At 68.8% G+C, this 21,043-nt stretch carries 19 protein-coding genes and 2 pseudogenes; 6 read left to right on the forward strand and 15 right to left on the reverse strand.

Translation table 11 applies throughout. The features are described 5' to 3' along the window. Positions 1–166 precede the first annotated feature (166 nt). The 8 genes from fbaA to ACTWQI_RS24115 form a co-directional block, all read right to left on the reverse strand. Positions 167–1,189, reverse strand: a complete 1,023-nt coding sequence (fbaA, locus tag ACTWQI_RS24080; protein WP_443273636.1) for a class II fructose-bisphosphate aldolase — start codon at positions 1,187–1,189, stop codon at positions 167–169. A gap of 200 nt (positions 1,190–1,389) precedes the next feature. Beyond that, positions 1,390–1,926, reverse strand: a complete 537-nt coding sequence (pyrE, locus tag ACTWQI_RS24085; RefSeq protein WP_443273638.1) for an orotate phosphoribosyltransferase — start codon at positions 1,924–1,926, stop codon at positions 1,390–1,392. 66 nt (positions 1,927–1,992) lie between these two features. After that, positions 1,993–2,817 carry an aldose epimerase family protein gene (locus ACTWQI_RS24090; protein ID WP_443273640.1) on the reverse strand — a complete coding sequence of 275 codons (825 nt, stop codon included), beginning with the start codon at positions 2,815–2,817 and terminating at the stop codon, positions 1,993–1,995. A gap of 70 nt (positions 2,818–2,887) precedes the next feature. Next, positions 2,888–3,940 carry an SRPBCC domain-containing protein gene (locus ACTWQI_RS24095; RefSeq protein ID WP_443273642.1) on the reverse strand — a complete coding sequence of 351 codons (1,053 nt, stop codon included), beginning with the start codon at positions 3,938–3,940 and terminating at the stop codon, positions 2,888–2,890. A gap of 133 nt (positions 3,941–4,073) precedes the next feature. After that, positions 4,074–4,763 (reverse strand): PepSY domain-containing protein, encoded by a 690-nt coding sequence (locus ACTWQI_RS24100; RefSeq protein ID WP_443273643.1) that lies wholly within the window; start codon positions 4,761–4,763, stop codon positions 4,074–4,076. 65 nt (positions 4,764–4,828) lie between these two features. Beyond that, positions 4,829–6,430, reverse strand: coding sequence for a polyamine aminopropyltransferase (locus ACTWQI_RS24105; RefSeq protein WP_443273645.1), 1,602 nt, complete (start codon positions 6,428–6,430; stop codon positions 4,829–4,831). 79 nt (positions 6,431–6,509) lie between these two features. Further along, positions 6,510–7,055, reverse strand: a complete 546-nt coding sequence (locus ACTWQI_RS24110; protein WP_443273647.1) for a DUF2617 family protein — start codon at positions 7,053–7,055, stop codon at positions 6,510–6,512. 330 nt (positions 7,056–7,385) lie between these two features. Next, positions 7,386–7,631 carry a hypothetical protein gene (locus ACTWQI_RS24115; protein WP_443273648.1) on the reverse strand — a complete coding sequence of 82 codons (246 nt, stop codon included), beginning with the start codon at positions 7,629–7,631 and terminating at the stop codon, positions 7,386–7,388. Positions 7,632–8,045: 414 nt separating this feature from the next. Here ACTWQI_RS24115 and ACTWQI_RS24120 point away from each other — a divergent pair, with 414 nt between their 5' ends. Beyond that, positions 8,046–8,489, forward strand: a complete 444-nt coding sequence (locus ACTWQI_RS24120) for a hypothetical protein (RefSeq protein WP_443273650.1) — start codon at positions 8,046–8,048, stop codon at positions 8,487–8,489. A gap of 157 nt (positions 8,490–8,646) precedes the next feature. On the opposite strand, the gene ACTWQI_RS24125 is transcribed toward ACTWQI_RS24120, so the two are convergent. The 6 genes and pseudogenes from ACTWQI_RS24125 to ACTWQI_RS24150 form a co-directional block, all read right to left on the reverse strand. After that, positions 8,647–9,909, reverse strand: coding sequence for a tyrosine-type recombinase/integrase (locus ACTWQI_RS24125; protein WP_443273652.1), 1,263 nt, complete (start codon positions 9,907–9,909; stop codon positions 8,647–8,649). 80 nt (positions 9,910–9,989) lie between these two features. After that, positions 9,990–10,225, reverse strand: a pseudogene (locus ACTWQI_RS24130) (helix-turn-helix domain-containing protein). Positions 10,226–10,666: 441 nt separating this feature from the next. Further along, positions 10,667–11,131: pseudogene (locus ACTWQI_RS24135) on the reverse strand (ATP-binding protein); the annotation flags it as partial. Between the two features lie 453 nt (positions 11,132–11,584). Beyond that, complete coding sequence (locus ACTWQI_RS24140; protein ID WP_443273685.1) at positions 11,585–12,418, reverse strand: phosphotransferase enzyme family protein; 834 nt, start codon at positions 12,416–12,418, stop codon at positions 11,585–11,587. 133 nt (positions 12,419–12,551) lie between these two features. Continuing rightward, positions 12,552–13,238: a GntR family transcriptional regulator gene (locus tag ACTWQI_RS24145; RefSeq protein WP_443273654.1), complete on the reverse strand. Its 687-nt coding sequence runs from the start codon at positions 13,236–13,238 to the stop codon at positions 12,552–12,554. A gap of 58 nt (positions 13,239–13,296) precedes the next feature. Beyond that, positions 13,297–13,542 (reverse strand): hypothetical protein, encoded by a 246-nt coding sequence (locus ACTWQI_RS24150; RefSeq protein ID WP_443273656.1) that lies wholly within the window; start codon positions 13,540–13,542, stop codon positions 13,297–13,299. Between the two features lie 491 nt (positions 13,543–14,033). Between ACTWQI_RS24150 and ACTWQI_RS24155 the strand changes: the two genes are divergently transcribed. From ACTWQI_RS24155 to ACTWQI_RS24175, 5 genes are all read left to right on the forward strand, one after another. Further along, a complete protein-coding gene (locus ACTWQI_RS24155; protein ID WP_443273658.1) occupies positions 14,034–14,804 on the forward strand; it encodes a MerR family transcriptional regulator in 771 nt (256 codons plus the stop codon). Between the two features lie 551 nt (positions 14,805–15,355). Continuing rightward, the gene (locus tag ACTWQI_RS24160; RefSeq protein ID WP_443273660.1) at positions 15,356–15,769 is read left to right on the forward strand and encodes a hypothetical protein; all 414 of its coding nucleotides are present in this window, start codon (positions 15,356–15,358) and stop codon (positions 15,767–15,769) included. Then, positions 15,745–17,265 carry a caspase family protein gene (locus ACTWQI_RS24165; RefSeq protein WP_443273661.1) on the forward strand — a complete coding sequence of 507 codons (1,521 nt, stop codon included), beginning with the start codon at positions 15,745–15,747 and terminating at the stop codon, positions 17,263–17,265. Before ACTWQI_RS24160 ends, ACTWQI_RS24165 begins: the two co-directional genes overlap by 25 nt. 446 nt (positions 17,266–17,711) lie before the next feature. Continuing rightward, on the forward strand, positions 17,712–18,896 hold the full coding sequence (locus tag ACTWQI_RS24170) for a pyridoxal phosphate-dependent aminotransferase (protein WP_443273687.1): 1,185 nt from the start codon (positions 17,712–17,714) through the stop codon (positions 18,894–18,896). A 165-nt stretch (positions 18,897–19,061) separates the two neighbouring features. Beyond that, positions 19,062–20,291: a hypothetical protein gene (locus tag ACTWQI_RS24175; RefSeq protein ID WP_443273662.1), complete on the forward strand. Its 1,230-nt coding sequence runs from the start codon at positions 19,062–19,064 to the stop codon at positions 20,289–20,291. 126 nt (positions 20,292–20,417) lie between these two features. Here ACTWQI_RS24175 and ACTWQI_RS24180 read toward each other — a convergent pair whose 3' ends face one another. Then, positions 20,418–20,957: a YbjN domain-containing protein gene (locus ACTWQI_RS24180; protein WP_443273663.1), complete on the reverse strand. Its 540-nt coding sequence runs from the start codon at positions 20,955–20,957 to the stop codon at positions 20,418–20,420. Between the last annotated feature and the right edge of the window lie 86 nt (positions 20,958–21,043).

Genomic DNA, 21,043 nt, shown 5'->3' on the forward strand with positions numbered 1-21,043 from the left:
CTGCGGCCACCTCGCCCGGGCCCGTCCTGCGCCCCCGCCGTGGGTGGGTCGAGGCCGCGCCGCAATGGTGGTCGCCAGAAAGCGCGAAGCCCGGCCCCTCAGGGTGAGGGGCCGGGCCTCGGCGGGGGACCGGGCTGGGCCCGGTACGCAGAGCGCGCGGAGCGCGTTACTTCAGCTTCGTGCCCGTGGAGCGCAGGTCAGCGCAGGCCTTCGTCACGCGCTCGGCCATGCTCTTCTCGGCCAGCTTGCCCCAGCTGCGCGGGTCGTAGGTCTTCTTGTTCCCGACGTCGCCGTCGACCTTCAGCACGCCGTCGTAGTTGCGGAACATGTGGTCCGCGACAGGGCGGGTGAAGGCGTACTGGGTGTCGGTGTCGAGGTTCATCTTCACGACGCCGTTCCCCAGAGCGGTGCGGATCTCCTCTTCCGTGGAGCCGGAGCCGCCGTGGAAGACGAAGTCGAACGGGTCGGCCTTGCCGTGCTTGGCGGCGATGCCATCCTGAAGGTCGCGCAGCAGCTCAGGGCGGAGCACGACATTGCCCGGCTTGTAGACGCCGTGGACGTTGCCGAAGGAGGCGGCCAACAGGTAGCGGCCCTTCTCGCCCAGGCCCAGTGCCTCGGCGGTCCGCTCGGCGTCGGAGACGGTGGTGTACAGCTCGTCGTTGATCTCGTGCGAGACGCCGTCCTCCTCGCCGCCGGTCGGGGTGATCTCCACCTCGAGGATGATCTTCGCCTTCACGGCCTCGGAGAGCAGCTCCTGCGCGATGGCGAGGTTCTCGTCGAGCTTCTCCGCGGAGCCGTCCCACATGTGGGACTGGAAGAGCGGGTCCAGGCCGGCGGCCACGCGCTCCTGCGAGATCGCGAGCAGCGGCCGTACGTAGCCGTCGAGCTTGTCCTTCGGGCAGTGGTCGGTGTGCAGCGCGATGTTCACCGGGTACTTCTTGGCGACGATGTGCGCGAACTCGGCCAGTGCAACGGCGCCCGAGACCATGTCCTTGCTGTACTGGCCGCCCAGGAACTCGGCGCCACCTGTGGAAATCTGGACGATGCCGTCACTCTCGGCCTCGGCGAAGCCGCGGAGGGCCGCGTGCAGTGTCTGCGTCGAGGTTACGTTGATGGCCGGGTAGGCGAACTTGCCTGCTTTCGCCCGGTCGAGCATCTCGTTGTAGACCTCGGGGGTTGCGATGGGCATCTGTCCGCTCCTTGTGATGTGCGGGTGGGTGCGTAAGGGCCCTGACCTAGGGGCGACGTCATCGTCGCGCCCATCTTCCCAGACACGGACGATTGGTCCACCCGGCGCCGCCCGGGGAGCGCGACGCGGGGCCTGGAGTTTCACGTGAAACCTCAGGCCCGTGCAAGGCCTCCACAGGGAAGCGCCGGTGAATCCGCAGCTCAGAGGCCCAAATCGGCGAGCCCATAGGCCGACAGATACGGGAGCCCTGCCTCCGCGATCGCGGACGCCGCGCCTCGCTCGACGATCACCGCGACGGCGACGACCTCCGCGCCCGCCTCACGCGCCGCATCGACGGCGGTCAGCGGCGAACCGCCGGTGGTGGAGACGTCCTCGACGATCAGCACACGGCGCCCGGCGATGTCCGGGCCCTCGATACGGCGTTGCAGACCGTGCGCCTTGCCCGCCTTCCGTACGACGAAGGCGTCGAGCGTGCGGCCGCGTGCGGCGGCGGCGTGCAGCATCGAGGCGGCGACGGGGTCGGCGCCCAGGGTCAGGCCGCCCACGGCGTCGTAGTCGAGGTCGGCCGTCAGGTCGAGCATGACTTGGCCGACGAGTGGGGCGGCCTGACCACCGAGGGTGATCCGGCGCAGGTCGATGTAGTAGTCGGCCTCCTTGCCGGAGGAGAGGACCACCTTGCCGTGGACCACGGCCTTGTCCTTGATCTGCTGCAGCAGGGCGTCACGCGCATCGGTCATGCCCCTGAGCCTAAGCCTCCTCGCCGCCCCCGGTGCTCGGTGGGTGGCAGGCGCCGGTCGGAGCGGTCAGAGCCGGCGCCACGTCCAGGTCACGGCCATCTCGAGCGGCTCCACAGGGGTCACCAGGCGCGGCAGCGTATTGAGCCCGTTCGGCGGGCCGGACTGGGGCTCGACGCAGACCGCTGCGGGCTGCTCGTCGTAGACGACGACCCACTCGGTGCGGCTGCTGATCTTCAATTCCAGCTGCCCGGGCCAGCGCAGGGTGACCGCCACGCCGTCCGGCATGCCGAAGCAGTCGTCCCACGGACCGGGCTTCGGCTCCATGCGGCGGCCGGTGGGGAGGTGGTTCTCGCCGCGCTCCTCCTGCCAGGCGGGATGGAAATCGATCTCCACATCGGCACCACCGCCGCCCAGGTTCCGCAGGAACCAGGGGTGCCAGCCGACCTGCGCGGGGAAGGAGTCGCCGATCGTCTCGACGCCCATGGTGAGCGTGAGGGACTCCGCGGTCAGTGCGACGAGCTGGGTGACCCGGCCCGGATACGGCCAGGGCTCCGCGAGGTCGTAGGTGAAGACGGCCGAGTCCTGCTCGGCACGGGCCGTGCGCCAGGCGGTGTCGCGGCCGGTGCCGTGGATGGCGTGCGGCGGACTGTTCCGCGGCAGCTGGTGCTGTACGGCGCCGTTCCGGAACCGCCCGTTCTCGACCCGGCCGCACCAGGGAACCATCGGGAACGAGCCGAACCGCGCTCCTTGTCGCAGCAGCTCCCTACCACCGATCCGCAGTGAGCCGATCCGGCAGCCGAGAGCGGGCAGCATGGTCAACTCGGCATCTCCGGCGCCGAGTCGTACGACACCATCGGTGGTCGCCGTCTTCGCGGAGTCCTGGGTGTTCACCCTCCGACCCTAATTCCTCGCGCGCGGTGGCCGCAGAGAGATCACCATCCTGCGCGCCCGGCCCGACCGTTCAGCGGCGGCGGCGGAGCATCCGGCCGACGACCACCGCGGAGGCGATCAGCACCGCCGCGACGGGTGCGGCCCAGCGCAGGGTGTCGGTGGGGAAACCGGCCTCGGGGGCGGGGACCGGGGCGTAGCGGCCGCGGGGCGGTGCGTGGTCGACCTCTTCCGCGCTGCGGCCGATCATCGTGCGGCGTGCGTGCGCGGCCTCAGCCGGGGGCTCCCTGCCGGCGTCCTCCTCGTCGGAGAGCGGATCGAGCGACGGCGGCGGGACCTCGGTCTCGAACACCGAGGCCGGCTCCGGCTCCGGGCCGGTGCCCGGCTCGGGTTCCTGGTCCGGGGGCAGCTGGGGCTGTTCGGGGCCCGCGTCCACGCCGTCACGCGCGTCGCTCTCCTCCGCGGCCTCGGCCGCGCCGGTCGCGTCCTCGGTGTCCGCGGCACCTGACGCCCCTGCTGCACCCGCCGTGTCCGGCGGGGAGGCGGCTCCCGAAGGGCTCCCGTTCTTCGGCTTGTCAGGCGCGGGGATACCGGGGATGGCGCGCTGGTTGTCGTCCTCCGAGCCGATCAGCGGCCGGTCGCCGACCGGCGCGTCCGGCTCCCAGGTCTGCGCCGCGTCGTCCGTGCCGATCGGCGAGGACTCCAGCCCCGCGGCCAGCTCCGTGGCGAAACGGTCCAGCAGGCGGCGGCCCGCTGTGGTGGCCGCCGTCTCCCCGGCGTCGGCAAGCCGGCCCTCGCTGCGTACGGTGCCGGTGCACGCCAGCAGCGAGCCGTCACTGGCGGCGGACAGCCGGACGTGCAGCGCGAGCTTCACGGAGCCGCTGCCGCGCGCCTCCGTCCCCTCGCCCTCGACCGCGAGGTCGCCGTCCTCCTGCTCCGTGATCCGGAGCCGGCCGCGGTAGGTGATGGTCGAGTTGCCGATCCGTACCCGCATCCGGCCCGAGAGCGCGTCCGACGCGTCGCCGTCCCCCAGGAAGCCGGGGATGCAGCGAGCCACGCGTACGGGATCGGCGAGGGCCTGCCGCACGGTGCCGGTGGGAAACGGAACGAATACCTCATGCTCCATGAGGCCCGAGCCTACCCAGCCGATCCCGTTCGGCACCCTCTTCCGCGCGACTTCGCGCACCACTGCCGTCAGTCCCACGCCATCGGCCCCATACCGCCGGCACCCGCCGACCTCATGGCGCCGGCCCGCGACCTTACGCCCCGGAGCGGATGACGTTGCCCGTGCCGGCGTTGAGGATCACGTCCGAGACCGGGGCGTGGTCCCCGGCACCCGGCGGCGCCATGGTGACCTGCCAGACGACCGTGCCATCGGCGCGGGTGTCGAGCTCCAGCGCCCGGACCTCGCCCGGCCGGTGCATATAGGCCAGGCGCACGGCCTGCTGGGCGGTCGTCCGCGCCCGCTTCAGCTTGAGGACGTCATCGTCCGTGGTCTCGTCCTCACGCTTGGACAGGACCGTCGTGCCGTCCTCGGAGACCACCACTTCGTACTCGTCGTCGCCGTCGGACGCGACACCGATCTCCCACACCCGCCGGCCCCGCGCGTCCCGCTCGCTCTCCAGCTCGTAGGACTCGCCGGTCGGCAGGGACCTGTCAGCAGTGTCCAGCGCCGTCAGCGCGTGCAGCACCGACTTCGGGGTCTCGCCTGGGGAGGGCTTCGTGGTGGCGGACGACTTCTCGTCCCAGACATGAGGCTCGGAGTCGGCTTCGGAACCCGAGTCACCGGAACCCGAGCCACCGGAGCCGAGGCCGCCGTCGGAAGTGGCCGCAGAACCGGACTGCGGATCCGCGCCGGAACCCAAGTCCGCGTCGGCGCAGCCGGTCAGGACGGCCCCAGCCGCCAGTCCGGCCACCCACCAGCAGAGAACGGTCCGAAATGTAGCCATCTGTCGCATGACACCCAGTTCTACACCCTCCCCCAGAGCTTCACCTGGGAGGTGCCCCCAGGCCGTCAGTCGATGTAGCGCGGATGCATCAGCGTCGATGCGGGCAGCCCCCTCACCCGCTCGCGCGCCACCGCCCGCAGCGACAACCGGGCCGGCGAGCGCCGCCCCGGGACAGCCGTGGACAACTCCAGCCGCGCCGGTGACTCCCGACGCGCCGCCAGGAAGAGCCCCGTGCCGTCGGGTCGATCCGTTGCGGCCACCCGGTACGGCACCGTCCGCAGTCCCGCCGAGCGCAGCGTCGCGTCGACCGTCCAGAAGGCGCGCCGGCGCAGCGGCATCCGGCCGGTGTGCACGGCGAGCCTGCCGTCGGGGGCCAGGACACGCCGTACCAGTCCGTAGAACTCCGCCGAGTAGAGCCGCGCGCCCCCGGTGGTCGCGGGGTCGGGCAGATCGCAGACGACGACGTCGTAGGGCCGCTCCGCCGAACGCGCGGCCTTCCGCAGCCAGTCGAAGGCGTCGGCCACCACCACCCGGAGCCGCCGGTCCCCGAAGGCGTCGCCGTTCAGCCGGGACAGCCCCGGGTCCGTACGGGCCAACCGCACCAGCTCCGCGTCGGGTTCGACGAGGGTCACCGCCGTCACCCGGGGGTGCTGCAGCACCTCGCGCAGCGCGAGACCGTCGCCGCCGCCGAGGATCAGAACGCGTCGTGGGCTCGCGGCCATCGCCGGGTGGACCAGCGCCTCGTGATCGCGGGCCCCGTCGCGGCCGCCGACCCGCAACCGCCCGTCGACGAAGAGCGAGAGAACGGCGGGCGGGCGGCCCGCCGGCCCGCCGACGCCCCCGGTCAGCACGACCTCCTGCACGTCGGTTCGTACGGCGACCCGCACGTCGGTCCCGTACACCGCGCGCCGCGCCGCCCGTTCGAAGGGCTGGGCCAAGAGGGTGCAGGCCGCGAGCAGGGCAAGCACCAGCACGTTGGCGCCGAGCAGCAGCCACCGTGCCCGCAGGGTCAGGTCGCGGCGGAACAGCCACAGCACCATCGCCCCGCCCGCGACCGCGTTCACCGCGCCCGTCAGCAGCGCCCCGCTCAACTGCCCGAGCTCCGGCAGCAGAAGGAACGGGAACGCCAGGCCGCCGACCAGTGCGCCCACGTAGTCGGCGGCGAACAGATCCGCGACGGCGCCGCCCGCGTCCTGGCGGCGGATGCGCTGGATGAGGGTCATCAGCAGCGGTACCTCGGCGCCGATCAGCACGCCGATCGCGCAGGAGAAGGCGACGAGCACGGAGCGGGACGGACCGAACCAGGCGAACGCCGCGTACAGCGCCATCGCCGACGTGCCGCCGATCAGTGCGAGGGCCGCCTCGACGAGCCCGAAACCGACCGCCGGCCGCCACCGCAGCCGCTTCGCCAGCAGCGAGCCGATCCCCATGGCGAAGACCATCACGGACAGCACGACGGACGCCTGGGTGACCGAATCGCCGGTCAAGTACGAAGCCAGCGCGACGAGTTCGAGCTCATAGATGAGACCGCACGCGGCGCAGACGAAGACGGCGCCGAGGACGAGCAGCCGGCCGAGCCCGGCCGGTACGGGCAGGCGCGCCAGACCTTGCGGCTCCCGCGCGGCAGCCACGGGAGGGACGACGCTGGACAGCGGCGGGTCGATCACGACCGGAACGCTACGTCAGGCCCATCGAGTAACCAGTCACCCACAGGGGTGCAATACGGTGTCAACAGGGCAGTACAGGTCACTGGGGGATGCACGCGCGCGTGCCCACCCGCACACCGACCCGCGTACCGACCTGGGTGCGGGTGGCGACGAGCCGGCCCTCCTGCGGATAGGCGTGCCATGTACGCCAGCGAAGCTGATCCTCGTGGCGCTGGGCCAGCATGGCGGTGAACGCGTGCGGGCTTCCCGGAAACGTCCCGGCCAGGCCGTTCGGATGGTCGGCCACCAGCGCGAGCAACTCCTGGGCGCGGCCTGCGAACGAGCCCTGCGAGAGCGTCTCGACGCGGGCCGCGAATTCGTACTCCCACTGCCCGATGTGCTTGGCGACGCCCAGCGGCAGGGGCGTGCTGCTGCCCGGCATGCAGGCGACGGTCTCCGAGCAGCGGCCCCGCTGCTCTTCCTCGATGAGGACTTGGTGGGAGGCGCCGAGCAGCCGCAACTGCACCGAGGCATCACCGAGTCGGAGATCCAGGATGGCGAGGGCGGGAAGCGGTTCCCTGCCGAGCGCCCAGGCGAGATCGTCCGCACGGGTGTCGGTATAGGCAGTCTTGAGAGTGGTGAGCATGGGTCGGCTCCGCAAGCACGCAGTGAATAACGCAGTGGAAGGGTGGGCCGGCCCGCCCCGGAAGAGGACCAGGGGAGCAATGCTCGCCGGCTCGTGCCCACGTGGGGTCCGGGGGATACGAAATCATGAAATGTTTTGGGCCCACAGCGGTTTTACCCATCTTCGGCGGGTTTCCATCCCCCCGAGGGCTCCACGGTTCAACTGTTCACAAGTGGAACGCCCGGCGGGATTCGGTCCCGCCGGGCGCATATGCGAGGCAGCATGGGACGGGCGCACGACCACGGGTCAGATGCGGTCGCTCTCCCCCAGCCCGTCACCCCTGTCGCTGCGTCAGCTTCCGCCGCCACCGCCGCAGCCACCGCCTCCTCCTCCGCCGCCGCACGACGAACCGCCGCCGCAGGAGAAGCTGCCGCCGCAGGACGAGCCGCCGCCGTCACCGCCTGCCCACCAGCTGCTGCCGCTGCCGCGGCCCCTGCCACGGCTCCCGCGCCGGCGCCCCCTGTGACCGCCGCCCACCAAGCGGATCACGACGGCCAGCAGAAAGCCGATGAACAACAAGCCAAGGGTGAACTCCATCAGTCCTCACTCTCCTTCCATCCCCCGAAGCGAGGCTCCGCTTCTGGCGTGGAGGGGAGATGCCCCCGGCCTTCCCGGGCCAAAGCCGAGTTGAGGAAGTTCTGAGGGTCCCCTCAGCGGCAACGGCCCCTGACCTGCGTAGAAGGGCAGTTCAGGGTCCGTGCGGGGCTCACTGGGCCGTCTGTGGGCCGTGATCTTGGGGCGCGCGGCCGTGGGCCGCACCGTCTTGCTCTTCGCCACAACGGGCCGCCGGCCGAGCACGGTCCGGCCGGGCACCATACCTGCACCTACCGCCAAGTGCCCGATTTGCGGATCCGCGCGGCCGGACGAACAGTGGAACGGAGGGAGGGACGTGGGGGCGTGAACGCCCGTCTGGGCGTGGAAAAGGAGACGGATCGCATGTCTGTTCGAAGCATGACGTCAGCACGTCTCACGGACGGCCGCCCGCAAGTGTTCGCGGGAAGCAACCATGGGCTGTTCACCAGGTGGAAGGAGACCGAGCTCCCGGACGCCAGCTGGACGGGCTGGCAGCCGTTCGGCTTCGACCACGGCCGTGTGGTGTCGCTCGCCGCGGCCCCGCTGACGGACGAACGGCCGCAGATATTCGCCGTGTCCGAAGGCGGCGAGCTGTGGACTACCTGGAAGGTGAACACCCAGCCGAGCGCCGCCTGGGCCAACTGGGCGAAGTTCAACAATCTGCCGGGATCGGCCCGCAGCGTGGGCGTGGCTACCCTGACGGACGGCCGCCCACAGATCGTGGTCGGCACCGACACCGGTTCGGTGTCCTCCTGGAAGGTGAGCACCGACCCCGACGACGCCTGGTCCGAATGGTCCTCCTTCGACGGCCCGCCCGCCTGATCCCGAGTGCAGTGAGGCGCTCGGCTGGGGTTCCTAGCCGAGCGCTTTGCGTGGGCGGCTGTTGAGTCCGCCCGGACGTACGTTGAAGTTCTAAGGGTCCCTCAGGGGAAACGGCCCCTGCCCTGCACAGGAGGGCAGTTCAGGGGCCGTCCGTGCCTCACTGGGCTATCTGTGGGCCGTGATCTTCCCGGGAGATGCGCTGGAACACCGTGTCGATGGCGCGGCGGGCCCTCTGGCGGCTGTCGGGCATCAGGTGGGCGTACACCCGCAGCGTCAGCCCCGGGTCAGCATGTCCCATGTACTCGCTGACGGCCTTGATGTTCTCGCCCGCGTCCAATAGGGCGGAGGCGTAGAAATGCCTGAGGGCGTGCATGCCGTGCTCGCGCGCCGACTCGTACTTGCCGTCGTCGTCCGCCTCCGGGATGAGGCCAGCGACCGCCAGGGCGGGCTTCCACTCCTTGCCGTTGAAGTTGCTACGCCACACCATGCCTCCTTGCTCAGCCGTGAAGATCAGCCGGGCGGACACCTTCGACCCCTCCGGCACGTCCCACGGCAACGTGATCTCCACGGGCTTGCAGGCGTCCATGTGCGCCCGGAGGGCTTCCGCCACGGAGTCCGGCAACGGCACGTCCCGCTTCTTGCCTCCCTTGGGCAGAGCAAACACCGGGTGCCCTTCCACGTGCTTGATCTGCCGGACCACATGGAGCGTGCGCCCGTCGGTGTCGATGGCGTCCTCAGCGAGCCCGAACACCTCACCCTGGCGCAGGCCGCACCCGGCGCCGACATCGACCATCGCTCGGTACCGCTCCAGAAGGGCCGTGCGAACGGCGAATACCTGAGCGGGCACCCACGGGACTACGAGGTGCGCGTCAGGCTTGGGCCGCCGGACGGTCCGTGCACCGCACGGGTTACGCGACAACAGCGCGTCGTCGACAGCGGCGGACAGGACCGACTGAACGTCCGCGAAGATGTTCCGGGCGTAGGACGGGCCGACGCCGGGCTTCGCTTCCAGGGCGGCAACGAACTCCCTGATGTGCTCAGGCCGGAAAGTCCCGATTGGCCGGGAGCCAAGCACCGGGTAGGCGTGCAGCCGCAGGCGTCGACCGAGTTCCTTCCGGGTCATCGCGCTGGGCGTCTTGGTGTCCAGCCACTTCTCGGCGTACTGGCGGAACGTGATCTGCATGGACTTGGGGTCGGTGTACTGACCGCGCGTCATGTCCGTCTCGATGGCGCTGAGCCACTTCTCGGCGAGACGCTTCTTGCCGTCGGGAAAGCTCTTGGACTTCTCGGTACCGTCGGGGCCGACGTACCGGGCCCGATAGCGCATGCCCTTGCCGTGCCGATGGGTCTTGACGCGGACGGTCTTGCCGTCGGTGTCGGTCTCGGTCTTGTACCAGCGGTCTTGGATGTGGCCAGCCATGCGGCGGCGGTCCTCTCTCGACGCACAGCAGGGAGAGCCGTTGGCGACGGCTCTCCCTGCTGTCTCTGGTGGCTATTCGGTTAGGCGGCTGTGTCAGCGTTCTTGCGTTGGGTGACGTAGGCGCGTATGTCGGCGGGGTCGTAGCGGACGTGCTTGCCGATGCGGAAGCCGGGCGGCCCAGTGCGCTTCCTGCGCCACTGGTAGACGGTCTCTATGGGCACCTCGAACATCTCGGCGATGTCGTCCGGGTGAGGTACCGGTCCGGGAGGCCGCCTCGGAGAGTGACGCGGGGGTCGGGGTCTGTCGGCATTGCCATAGGGACTCCAATCGGGAAGGGCATGGCCGCGTCTGTCCGAGGTGCGGGATTCTGCGTCACCGCGTCATCTGCGTCATTCGTGCGTCTGACCTGCGGTTTTGAGTGACGCAGAGGTCTCGGGGTGTGTCACCGACGCGAGGTGGTCTGCGTCATCGGTGACGCGGGTGACGCAAGGTGACGCAGAACCGCCCGCCTGCGTCACCCCTGTAGCGGCAGGTCACGGGCCGTTTCCCGCCCTCGGGTGACGCAGGTGACGCAGCGTCCCTTCTCTTCGGACAAGAGAAGGGGGGTGTCTGTTGTCGTGCGGTGCGCCTTAGAGCGTGAAGAAGGAGCCGCTTCGCGGCGCGACCATCGGGCGGCGCGTTGCGCCGAACAGCAAGAGGAGCACGTCATGCCCGTGGTGCTCTTCTTGCTTGAGCAGGGCGGCCGTGGCGTCGCAGGTCAGAACACCGGCTCCTGCTGCTCCGAGGGCGGGACCGACGGGCGGGTCATCTCGATGTAGCGGGCCGTTTTGGTGCGGCCCCAGTCGATGAGGACGCCGCGAGCGGCGAGGGTCGGCTGCAGCCGCTTGAGACGGTCGGAGAGGACCTTGCCCGTGGTGGGCCAGCCCTTGGGCAGGGGGCGGAAGTCGTCGCCGGTGTAGAGCCGGGTCAGGCAGTGGAGCCACTCGGCAGAGGTCATCCGCTCCTGCGCGCCCGCTTCCAGGCCGACGGCGTGCTTCAGCACGGTCTGCGCCAGTAGGTCGCCCTCGATGACGTCGTCGTTGAGGTCGTCCAGGCTGGTCCGGTAGGCGTTCAGCGCTCCGAGACCGGTCGCCGCATCGAGCTGCGCGCACAGGTGGGCGAAGTCGGCCATGCGCAGGTCGGTGGGAATGTCGGCCTCGGCCGCCCGGACCTGGACGGTGAGGGCGAAAGGTGCCGCGCTGGCACTCCGTGCGGCAGAGAAGAGCTTCAAGTCTCGTGAGAGTGGAAATGATCCTGCGTGGATCAGCTACTTCGATGAAGCTGAATTGCATGGGGAGTTCGCCCACTGCTTTCGAGACCTGAATGACTTCCGCCAGGCAGAGATCTATACGTCGCGCTGCATCGAGCTGACCGATCCTGCCTATGCCCGTACGCTCTCCTTCCTACGTCTTGTGCAGGCGGACGCCGCAGTTCGGAAGGGAGAGGTCGCAGAAGGGCTTGCTATGGCCAGAAACGCCGTTGAGCTCGCTGGCGCACTCAAGTCAGCCCGCTACATGCAGTACGTGGACAGTGTTCTTGAAGATGCACGGCTCCAGGCTTCAGGCAGCCGAGAGGTTGAGGACTTTGCGCGGGTCGCGGAGTCGGTTCGGATAGCCCAGTCCGCTTGAGACAGCGCTCAGAAGGGCTGCCACTGGCGCGGGGCTGACTCATCGCGCAGGGCGGAAATCCGAGCCGCGTACTCATTCGCGACGCGCTGGCTTTCCCTGATGTTCTGCATGAGCCACGTCGTCATCTTGAGCTCATGGATGGAGCGCAGCACGGGGAAGGCTGGCGAGTCCATGACGTCCCACCCATAGGCCGCGACGAACCGCCCGTATTCGTTCTTGGTATGCCAGCCGATGAGGTACTCCGTGGCCGTCATCGCCAAATCCGCCTCAGGTGGCCCGAAGGCCATACCCTCGAAGTCGATGAGTACGACATTCCCTTGAGCATCGCGCATGAGGTTGGACTGATGAGCATCACCGTGGAGGGGGCCCGTTGGGAGGGTGAACTCAATCTCTGCGTATCGCCCGATCAACTCCTCGTACCGCTCTGAAAGGAACCGACGATCGGAATCGCTGATGTCCTCCGCGGCAACAATGCGCCGCTTCGCACGGCCGAACATGTCGTAATCAGGAAGCCGCAACCCTTCGGCGAGCGGCAAGGCGTGCAACTGCCGGAGAATTCCACCAAGTTCAGCGATGGTCGGGCGTGGCTCTGACTCCTCAATGAACTGCCAGAACGTCACCGGGTAGCCATCTACAGCGACCGGCTGATCAATATGCGGCGCCAGGCGCGTAGCTCGCAACCCTGCCGCTTCCAACCAATCAGCCACAGCGACTTCCTTGGCTACGTCGGCCAGCATGTGCAGGCCACGCGCTACCCGAGCGACGGTGTTCCGACCGACTCGAAAGAGGGCGTTCTCCCCGAGACGGATCGGCTGGAGTGTCTCGCCTCCTAGCCCAACCATTTCACTCGCTTTGTGAGCTATACGGAGGGTTGTCTCAGCCGAGAAGTTTGCCGTGTGCTGATTGGACCGGTGCGCCACTTGCTCCCCTTTCGAGGTATCCCTAGAAAATCCGTGGCTTGCCACTGCTGACGGCTTACGTCTCCTGTCTCAGGACCAGGCGTCCTTTGCCCCGGCTCTGCCGCTCGATCAGTCCCTGCTCGGCTAGCTGAGTAAGCGCGCTCTGCACCGTCACCCGTGCCACACCGTACGTCTCTGCGATCTTGCGTTCGCCTGGGAGGCGTGACCCAACCGGATGCTTCCCATCCCTAATCGTGGCAGCGAGCGCAGCGGCCACCTGCCCGACTTGGCCCAGCTCCAGGCTTCCGTCTGGCGATCCAGCAACCAGGCGCCCCCGCACACCTCCGCTGGTGAGCAGCCCACGATTCTCCAGCACTTTCAGCGCCCGCTGCGCCGTGCCGATAGCCACGCCGTGTGTCGCAGCCAAGTCCGCCGCGCTCGGTACCTTGTCACCAGGCCGACGTGTCCCTGCCTCGATCTCGGCAGTCAGAGCCTCGGCCACCTTCTCGTACGGCGCGTGCGGCAACGGTTCGTCTCCTCGCACTCGCCGCACTTGCCCCTGGCCGACCTGAGTCAATCCCGCTTCCTCCAAGAGCTGGAGTGCACGACGCACAGTCCCGCGCGACTTCCCGAATTCCCTACAGAGCTGAGACTCCGATGGCATAGGGGCTCCAGCGGGGAGCTCCCCCGACTCAATGCGCAAGCGCAGCTCCGCAGCGATGGTGTCGTATGCGTGATCAGTGGGCTTCGAGACTCTTGGCACGCGTGTCCTCTCAACAGCGCTGGTGCTACCAAGATAAGCGGGCTCGCTGAACCGCAGCTCAACCCAAGTAGCTGAGCTGCAGCACAGTGAGTGTCTTCGTGATCTGGCCGACTAAGAGCACCGCGATGACATGCTCTGTGATGAGCATCCGCACGACTCCGTCATCCTCGCCATAGGGCTCTGTCGCGGCAATGGGATCATCACATGCTGCAGCAAGTGCGAGGGACAGCCGCTCACTTACGTCGGACGGCAGCGCGTCGTGTACCGCTTCGGCGGCCGGGTCGTACTTGAGCCTGTGGCTCATCAGGCGGCGCCACGAGCGCGCGCAGCGGCGGCCTCAGCTTGGACACGCTCCGTCCGATCTACCCACTCCCCGGGGATCTCCCCCGTGGCCTTCTCTACCTCAGCGAGAGTGCGCCCGCGTTCAGCCGCGGCGGCCATGCCAGCGGCAACACTCTGCCACCTCGCGAACACCGTCAGCAGCTCGTGGGCGGGGGCCCGGTTGATCTCGCCTAGGAACCTCTGACTCAGCGCGGGGGTACCCAGCGCCTCGCAGATGGATTCGATGGTCCATGTTTGGTCGCTCACGGTCCGAGCCTCCCGCGATCGTCGCGTCTCTCGCGCCTACGGTACGCGCGCCGCACGGCCAGCGTCAGCCTCCCCACTAGGGCCTGTCCGACGGGTCAGGCCCTGGTGCCTGTCCAACAGGGCTTCGGGCTTGCGCTTTCCGTTGCGGCAACTTCTACGGTCATGTGTGGGGCCGGAGAGACCGGCCCGGCGAGGGAGGCACCGGCAATGGCCTGGTCGATCGCGGAGGTGGCGCGGATGTCCAAGGTGACATCGCGGACGCTGCGGCATTACGACGAGATCGGCCTGCTGCCGCCCGCATGGATCGGGAGCAACGGGCACCGCTACTACGAGGAGGCCGATCTGCTGCGGTTGCAGCAGATCCTGCTGATGCGGGAGCTGGACCTGGGGCTGCGCGAGATCCAGGCGGTCCTGGACAGCCAGCTCGACCAGGTGGCCGTGCTCCGTGCGCACCACCAACGGCTGCTCGCGGAACGGGACCGGCTGGAGACGCTCGCCCGTACGGTCGGCCGCACCATCGCCGAACTGGAAGAAGGTAAGGGCAAGGGCCATATGGCGAAGATCAACAAGCCGGAGAACCTGTTCGAGGGGTTCCAGGCCCCCTCCGAGGCCGAGGCCGAGGCCGAGGTACGGGAGCGGTGGCCGCAGGCGTGGGAGCAGTCCCGGCAGGCCGTCGAGGCGATGACCTCCGAGGACACGGAGCGCTGGCAGCGTGAGGTGACGGCGCAGATGATCCGTATGGCGGAGTTCATGGTGGCCGGCACGCCGGTATCCGACCCTGCGGTACAGGCCGAGGTGGACGCCAACTACCAGGGCATCTGCCGGTTCTGGACCCCGACCGCGGCCGCGTACAAGGGAGTGGGCCAGACCTATGTCGACGACCCGCAGATGCGGGCCAACTTCGACAAGATCGCCGACGGGCTCGCCGTCTACCAGCGCGATGCGATGACCGTGTACGCCGATGCCCGGCTGAGCTGACCGCACGCGCCTAAGGGCTGTTCGGCGGGTCATGAGCGCAGCCAGAGGCGAATGGCTGCGACGGTCACGGTGCCGTGGAAGATGTATGCCCTCTTATCGAATCGGGTGGCGACGGCACACGCAACACCGGTTCCGTACGCGCAACTACGACGTGGTCTCCCTGGCGGAGGTCGCCCCGATCCTTGGCCTCCCGGCCCCGGTGGCAGACCCTGGTATGAGGGCGTCGCCGGCCTCGTGGCTGAACAGGTGGCCTGACGCCCCCAACGATGCTCCGCCGTGCGCGGGGCACTCCGTGGAGGTCGTCGACTACCGGAGGGCGGTATGACTCGGGGCCGCGCTCACCGGCCAGCGTCATGGGGTTCGGCCGTTGAGCATCCCGCTCCGGCCATGGTCACCGCGGGCCTTGCCCGGCCCACTGCATGAGGAAGGCGTGCAGCTACTCAATGGCGTTAACCATTACTTAGCGTGACTATCTGGGTCTGCTGTGCTGCGCCTAGCCTGGATAGCGGAGGGGTTGTTGCGTCCCCTCCGAGGCGAACGGGAGCAGTCTCATGAGCACGATGTTGTACCTCTATGTGTCCGAGGAGGGGGCGGAGCCGGAGCGGTTGTCTCTCCTGGCCAGATACCTCCGAGACGACCTGCTCCAGCTCGACGTGGATGACGTCGCGCCCGTGGCGGCAGGAGAGGCTCCGCCTGGGACGCGCGGGCTGGACCTGTCGACAGCGGGTGAGCTTGTAGTGACTGTGGGGCAGTTGGCTTCGGCACTGCAATCGATCATTTTCACGGTCCAGCGATGGCTCGGCCGATCCCAAGAAGGCACTGCAGGAGTGCGTCTGGAGGTCGGTGGAGCCGTCTTGGAACTCTCCAACGTCTCGGCTGCGGACCGGGACCGGCTGGTGAACGTGTTCATCAACCAGGTCATCGACGATGGAGGCCAGCGGTGGACGGTAAACGACAGGCATTGATCATTGCCAACGACGAGTATGAGGATGCCCGCTTCAAGCGGCTTCGGTCACCAGCGGCAGACGCAGGAGCTCTCGTCGGAGTGCTCAGCGATCCGAAGATCGGCGGATTCGATGTGCAGGTCGTGCGAAACGAGTCTGCCCACGGCATCCGGAGGCGAATCGAAGACCTGTTCTCCGAGGCCAGACGAGACGACCTCCTCCTCGTGCACTTCTCCTGCCATGGCATCAAGCATCAATCGGGAGAGTTGTTCTTCGTGGCACGCGACACCGTGCCGAACCGACTGATCTCCACAGGTGTCTCAGCGGGCTTCCTGAGTCAGTGCTTGCGCGACAGCCGAGCCCGCATCGTGGTACTGCTCCTGGACTGCTGTTACGGCGGCGCGTTCGCGAAAGGCGTCAGGGTTCGAGCGGCCGAGGACATGGACGTCCTCGAACCGTTCCATGTGAAGCGCCACGGTGGGCGCGGCCATGCAGTCATCACGGCCTCCAGCGCAATGGAGTACGCGCTCGATGGGGATGAGCTCGTCGACGAGTCGAGTGCCGCGCCATCGGTGTTCACCAGCGCCGTGGTCGACGGGCTCACCACAGGGGATGCGGACCGCGACGGAGACGGCCAGGTTTCACTCAGCGAGCTCTACGACTACGTCCGCGATCGTGTCAGCGAAAGGAACCCCAACCAGACGCCTACGTGCGACTTCGAACTTCAGGGAGAGGTGCACATCGCCCGCAACCCGCAGCGAGTGGTCAAGCCCCGGCCGATTCCGCCAGACCTGGCCAACGCCATGCACGATCCAAATCCCCTCACGCGCATGGGAGCTGTCACTCGACTACGCGCTCTTCTGGCGAGCGGGGATCTCGGCGATGCCCTCGGAGCACACAAGGCGTTGGCCGAGATGGCCAAGAACGACCGCCGGGACATTGCCGACGAAGCAGAACAGGCCGTACGCAAGGTAGAGATCAACCCCGCTGTACCGGGGATCGGCTTTGGCGTCGTGCGGCAACACGAATCCCGACCGAGTCAGACGGTACCCCTGCTCGGCCCACCTATCGCTCACTACTGCACAGTCGAGTCGGCCCCCCGTTGGCTGCGTGCCGTGGTCTCCGAGGAGGGGGTCGACATCTCACTGGACACCTCGCATCCCGGCTCCCTGCACGGGGAGGTCACCGTCAAGGGGCCGACAGGCCAAGCGGTGATCCAGGTCGCTGCCGAGGTCATCGTGGGCAAGCAGCCCCGCGACAAGTCGGGACGGGGTCAGCATCCGGAAGCCGTTGGGGCACTCATATGGGCCGTGGTCTCCCTCCCTCTGAGCCTCGTCGTCGGCGTCGGCATGATCCCAGCTGTCATCGCACTGATGCGCGCGCGTTCATGCGGCGCAGCAATCCGTGCTACCGGTGGCCAGTACAGCGGAGAACGCCTCCGTATGACGGCGATCGTCCTTGCTTGGGCGACTATCGCCTTCTCCCTATTCATCCTGGTGGGCCTCACCTTGCCGTGAACCCGCAGGATTTGGCTGCAAGTGGTGCGCGGAGGCAGGGTAAGAAGAACGACCCCCGGTGGGCGCCTGCCACCACAGCAGCGGCCGGCCGGTCAGCTCCTGGTCGTTCTAGGGAGCTCACTGGCTCGCTCGGAAAGGACCTGCGCGTGAGTGAAGCGTGAGCGGTGGCCCGCTGCGAACTTCCGGAACCCTGCGTCTTGCCAGGTCACGCGCTCACTTCCGGGCCGTCTGTGGGCCGTCCGAGGGGGATCAACGACGGCCAACAACGACAGACAACGACGGTCCTACCCCTGCTCAGCAACGGTGCGTCGGGTACCGCCCCAGGTGCCGATCCCCGGACGTAAGTTGAGGAAGTCCAGAGGTTCGGGCGGGAAACTGTGCCGGGACGCGGACGGAGAGCCACGGGGAACGACGCCTGGTTGAGCGCACCGCGGGGCTGGCGCAGGATGACCGGCATGAAACGACCTCTGCTCAACCGTCGCCTCGCCGAGTTCGGCACCACGATCTTCGCCGAGATGTCCGCGCTCGCCGTCCGCACCGGATCCATCAATCTGGGCCAGGGCTTCCCGGACACCGACGGCCCGGAAGAGGTCCGCGAGGCGGCGGTGCGGGCGCTCCGGGACGGCCGCGGGAACCAGTACCCGCCCGGCCCCGGCGTCCCCGAGCTGCGGACCGCGATCGCCGACCATCAACAGCGCCGGTACGGGCTCGGCTTCGATCCGGACCACGAGGTCCTGGTCACCGCGGGCGCGACCGAGGCCATCGCCGCGGCACTGCTCGCGCTGCTGGAGCCGGGCGACGAGGTCATCGCCCTGGAGCCGTACTACGACTCGTACGCCGCGTGCATCGCGATGGCGGGCGGGCGGCGGGTGCCGGTCACCCTGCGGCCGCACGACGGTGCGTACCACCTCGATCCGGACGAGCTGCGGGCGGCCGTCACCGACGGGACGCGGCTCATCCTCCTCAACACCCCGCACAACCCCACCGGCACCGTGCTCACCCGCGCCGAACTGGCCGCCGTCGCCGAGCTGGCCTGCGAGCGGGATCTGCTGGTGGTCACCGACGAGGTCTACGAGCACCTGGTCTTCGACGGCGAGCACCTGCCGCTCGCCGGGTTCCCGGGCATGCGTGAGCGCACGGTCACCATCGGCTCCTCGGGCAAGACCTTCTCCTTCACCGGGTGGAAGGTCGGCTGGGTGACCGCCGCCCCGGAGCTGGTCGCGGCCGTCCGGTCCGCCAAGCAGTTCCTGACCTACGTCTCGGCCGGGCCCTTCCAGTACGCCGTCGCGGAGGCGCTGCGCCTGCCCGACGCCTACTTCGAGACCCTCCGGGACGATCTGCGCGCCAAGCGCGATCTGCTGAGCAGCGGACTCGCCGAGGCGGGCTTCACCGTGTTCCGTCCCGCCGGCACGTACTTCGTCACCACCGATGTCCGGCCGCTCGGCGAGACCGACGGCTTCGCGTTCTGCCGGGCGCTTCCCGAGCGCTGCGGGGTGGTCGCCATCCCGAACGCGGTCTTCTACGACCACCAGGACCAGGGCGCGCCGTTCGTCCGCTTCGCCTTCTGCAAGCGAACAGAGGTCCTCGAGGAGGCGGTCTCGCGGCTGAAGGGCCTGGCCGGCACGGGCTGACGCGACCGGGTGCGGCCTCGTGGTCCGAGTGGGTGCACTTCGGGCCACCGTCGGGCGTCAGCGGGTGCCGTGAGGGGCGGCGCCGCGCAAGGTCGGGGGTGCAGGGTCCTCCTCCCGGCGGGGCGGGTCCGCGTCCGCCCCCAGCGCCCGCACCGGAGGTGCCCCGTGTTCGCCGACACCCACGTGCCCGTCAGCGCTCCGGGCGTGCGGCCCGTACGACTGCGCCCCCGGTGGCACACCCGGGCGGGGAGTGCGCTGCTCCGGGCCGCGCCCGCCCTCGGGGTGTACGCGGCCGTCCGGCTGACCGGCCTGACCTGCATGGCGCTGTGGGCCTGGCACGCCGGAAAGGATCCGCGCAAACTGCTCGCCCAGTCCTGGGACTCGATCTGGTACGCGCGGGTCGTCGAGCACGGCTACGGCACAGCGGTGCACAGCGCCGACCCCAGCCGCCTTTACAGCGATCTGGCCTTCTTCCCGCTGTACCCGGCGGTGGTCCGGGTCATCCGCACCGTCCTGTCTCTGGGCTTCGTCCACGCCGGGCTGCTGGTGTCGTGGGCCGCTGCGGCAGCGGCGGCCTGGGGGATCTACGCGGTCGGCGAGCGGCTGCACGGCCGCCGGGCCGCGACGCTGCTGGTGGTCCTGTGGGGCGTCCTGCCGCACGCGATCATCCAGTCGATGGCGTACACCGAGTCGCTGATGACCGCCTTCGCGGCTTGGACGCTGTACGCCGTGCTGACCGGGCGGTGGCTGTGGGCGGGGACACTCTCCGTGCTTGCCGGGCTGTCCCGGCCGAACGGCGTCGCGGTCGCCGCCGCCGTCAGCATGGCCGCCGCGTGGCACATCTGCCAACTGTGGCGGAACCGCGGGCCCGACAGCCTCTCGCTGTGCGCCCGCCAGGACTGGCGGCTGTGGGCGGGGGCCGCGATCGCCCCGCTCGGCTGGCTGACGTACGTGCTGTGGGTGGGCTGGCAGAAGGACAGCCTGTTCTTCGGCTACTTCCGGGTGCAGCGGAGGTGGGGCTCGGAGTTCGACTTCGGCCAGGACGCATGGGCCTCGGTGCGGGACATGGTCCTGGGCAGGGAACACATCACGTATCCGATGACGGTCACGGTGGTCTCGCTGGCGGTGGTGCTGTTCGTGCTGCTCATGATGGACCGGCCGCCGGTGGCGCTGCTGGTCTACAGCGCCGTCCTGCTGGTCATCACGGTGGGCGGCGCCCGCTACTTCGGCTCCAAGCCGCGCTTCCTGCTGCCCGCCTTCCCGCTGCTGCTGCCGGTCGCGGTGGGCATGGCGAGAGCCCGGCTGCGCACTGTCGGGGTGACAGTCGGCGCGCTGGCCGGGCTCTCGTGCTGCTATGGAACGTATCTGCTGGCGATCGCCGGGTCGGCGCCGTGACGACGATGCGTGCGCTACGTCCGGTGGAACCGCTGGAGCGGGTGCTCAGGCTCGGTTCTCAGGGTTTTTCACTGTCGTCGCCCTGACCACCGGGTCGGACCCCGGTGGGGCGGATGGCCGGGGAACCTAGTCCTCGCCGTCGTCGTCCTTCTCGTCCGGACCGGCGGAGTCGATGTCCTTCTCCAGGCCCAGCTGCTCGACGATCCAGCGGTCGAACTCGATCGAGGCCCGCACCCAGCTGACGGTGCTGGAGACGAAGTGCTCCAGGCTGACGCCGGTGCCGATCAGCATCTGCGCCTCGCCGATCAGGCGGACCGTACCGTCGTCGTTGGTGTGGCTGTAGACCTTCGGCCACAGCGTGCGGCGGTTCCAGTCGTCGATCGACTCCAGAAGCTGCGGCTTGGACTCGATGGAGTGCGGCCGGTCATAGAAAGTGCGGACCGAGAAGACCTGCTGTTCCTCCTCCCCCCGGAACATGAAGTACGTGCGGAACTGCTCCCACGGCGCGGCGAGGTCCCCCTCCTCGTCGACGACGTACTTCAGCTCCATCTGGTCGAGGAGCTGCTTGACCAGGTCCTGATCTGGGACGACGGGGCCCACCGGCCCCGACGGCTGCGGTTCGGGCTGGCCCCCGAAATTCGGAATCGAGGACGGGTCGATGCTCACCGTGGATTTCCCTTCGTACGGATGCTGCCATCCTCCCTCACACCCGCCCGGTGACCGCAACCCCGGCTCGCCCCGGCGACCCGGTG

Source organism: Streptomyces sp. KR80, assembly GCF_052245555.1.
Lineage (GTDB): Bacteria > Actinomycetota > Actinomycetes > Streptomycetales > Streptomycetaceae > Streptomyces.

Coding starts and splice junctions, on each gene's coding strand:
- fbaA (WP_443273636.1), bottom strand. CDS start 1,189: ATGCCCATCGCAACCCCCGAGGTCTACAACGAGATGCTCGACCGGGCG.
- pyrE (WP_443273638.1), bottom strand. CDS start 1,926: ATGACCGATGCGCGTGACGCCCTGCTGCAGCAGATCAAGGACAAGGCC.
- ACTWQI_RS24095 (WP_443273642.1), bottom strand. CDS start 3,940: ATGGAGCATGAGGTATTCGTTCCGTTTCCCACCGGCACCGTGCGGCAG.
- ACTWQI_RS24100 (WP_443273643.1), bottom strand. CDS start 4,763: ATGGCTACATTTCGGACCGTTCTCTGCTGGTGGGTGGCCGGACTGGCG.
- ACTWQI_RS24110 (WP_443273647.1), bottom strand. CDS start 7,055: ATGCTCACCACTCTCAAGACTGCCTATACCGACACCCGTGCGGACGAT.
- ACTWQI_RS24115 (WP_443273648.1), bottom strand. CDS start 7,631: ATGGAGTTCACCCTTGGCTTGTTGTTCATCGGCTTTCTGCTGGCCGTC.
- ACTWQI_RS24120 (WP_443273650.1), top strand. CDS start 8,046: ATGACGTCAGCACGTCTCACGGACGGCCGCCCGCAAGTGTTCGCGGGA.
- ACTWQI_RS24125 (WP_443273652.1), bottom strand. CDS start 9,909: ATGGCTGGCCACATCCAAGACCGCTGGTACAAGACCGAGACCGACACC.
- ACTWQI_RS24140 (WP_443273685.1), bottom strand. CDS start 12,418: ATGGTTGGGCTAGGAGGCGAGACACTCCAGCCGATCCGTCTCGGGGAG.
- ACTWQI_RS24150 (WP_443273656.1), bottom strand. CDS start 13,542: ATGAGCCACAGGCTCAAGTACGACCCGGCCGCCGAAGCGGTACACGAC.
- ACTWQI_RS24155 (WP_443273658.1), top strand. CDS start 14,034: ATGGCCTGGTCGATCGCGGAGGTGGCGCGGATGTCCAAGGTGACATCG.
- ACTWQI_RS24160 (WP_443273660.1), top strand. CDS start 15,356: ATGAGCACGATGTTGTACCTCTATGTGTCCGAGGAGGGGGCGGAGCCG.
- ACTWQI_RS24170 (WP_443273687.1), top strand. CDS start 17,712: ATGACCGGCATGAAACGACCTCTGCTCAACCGTCGCCTCGCCGAGTTC.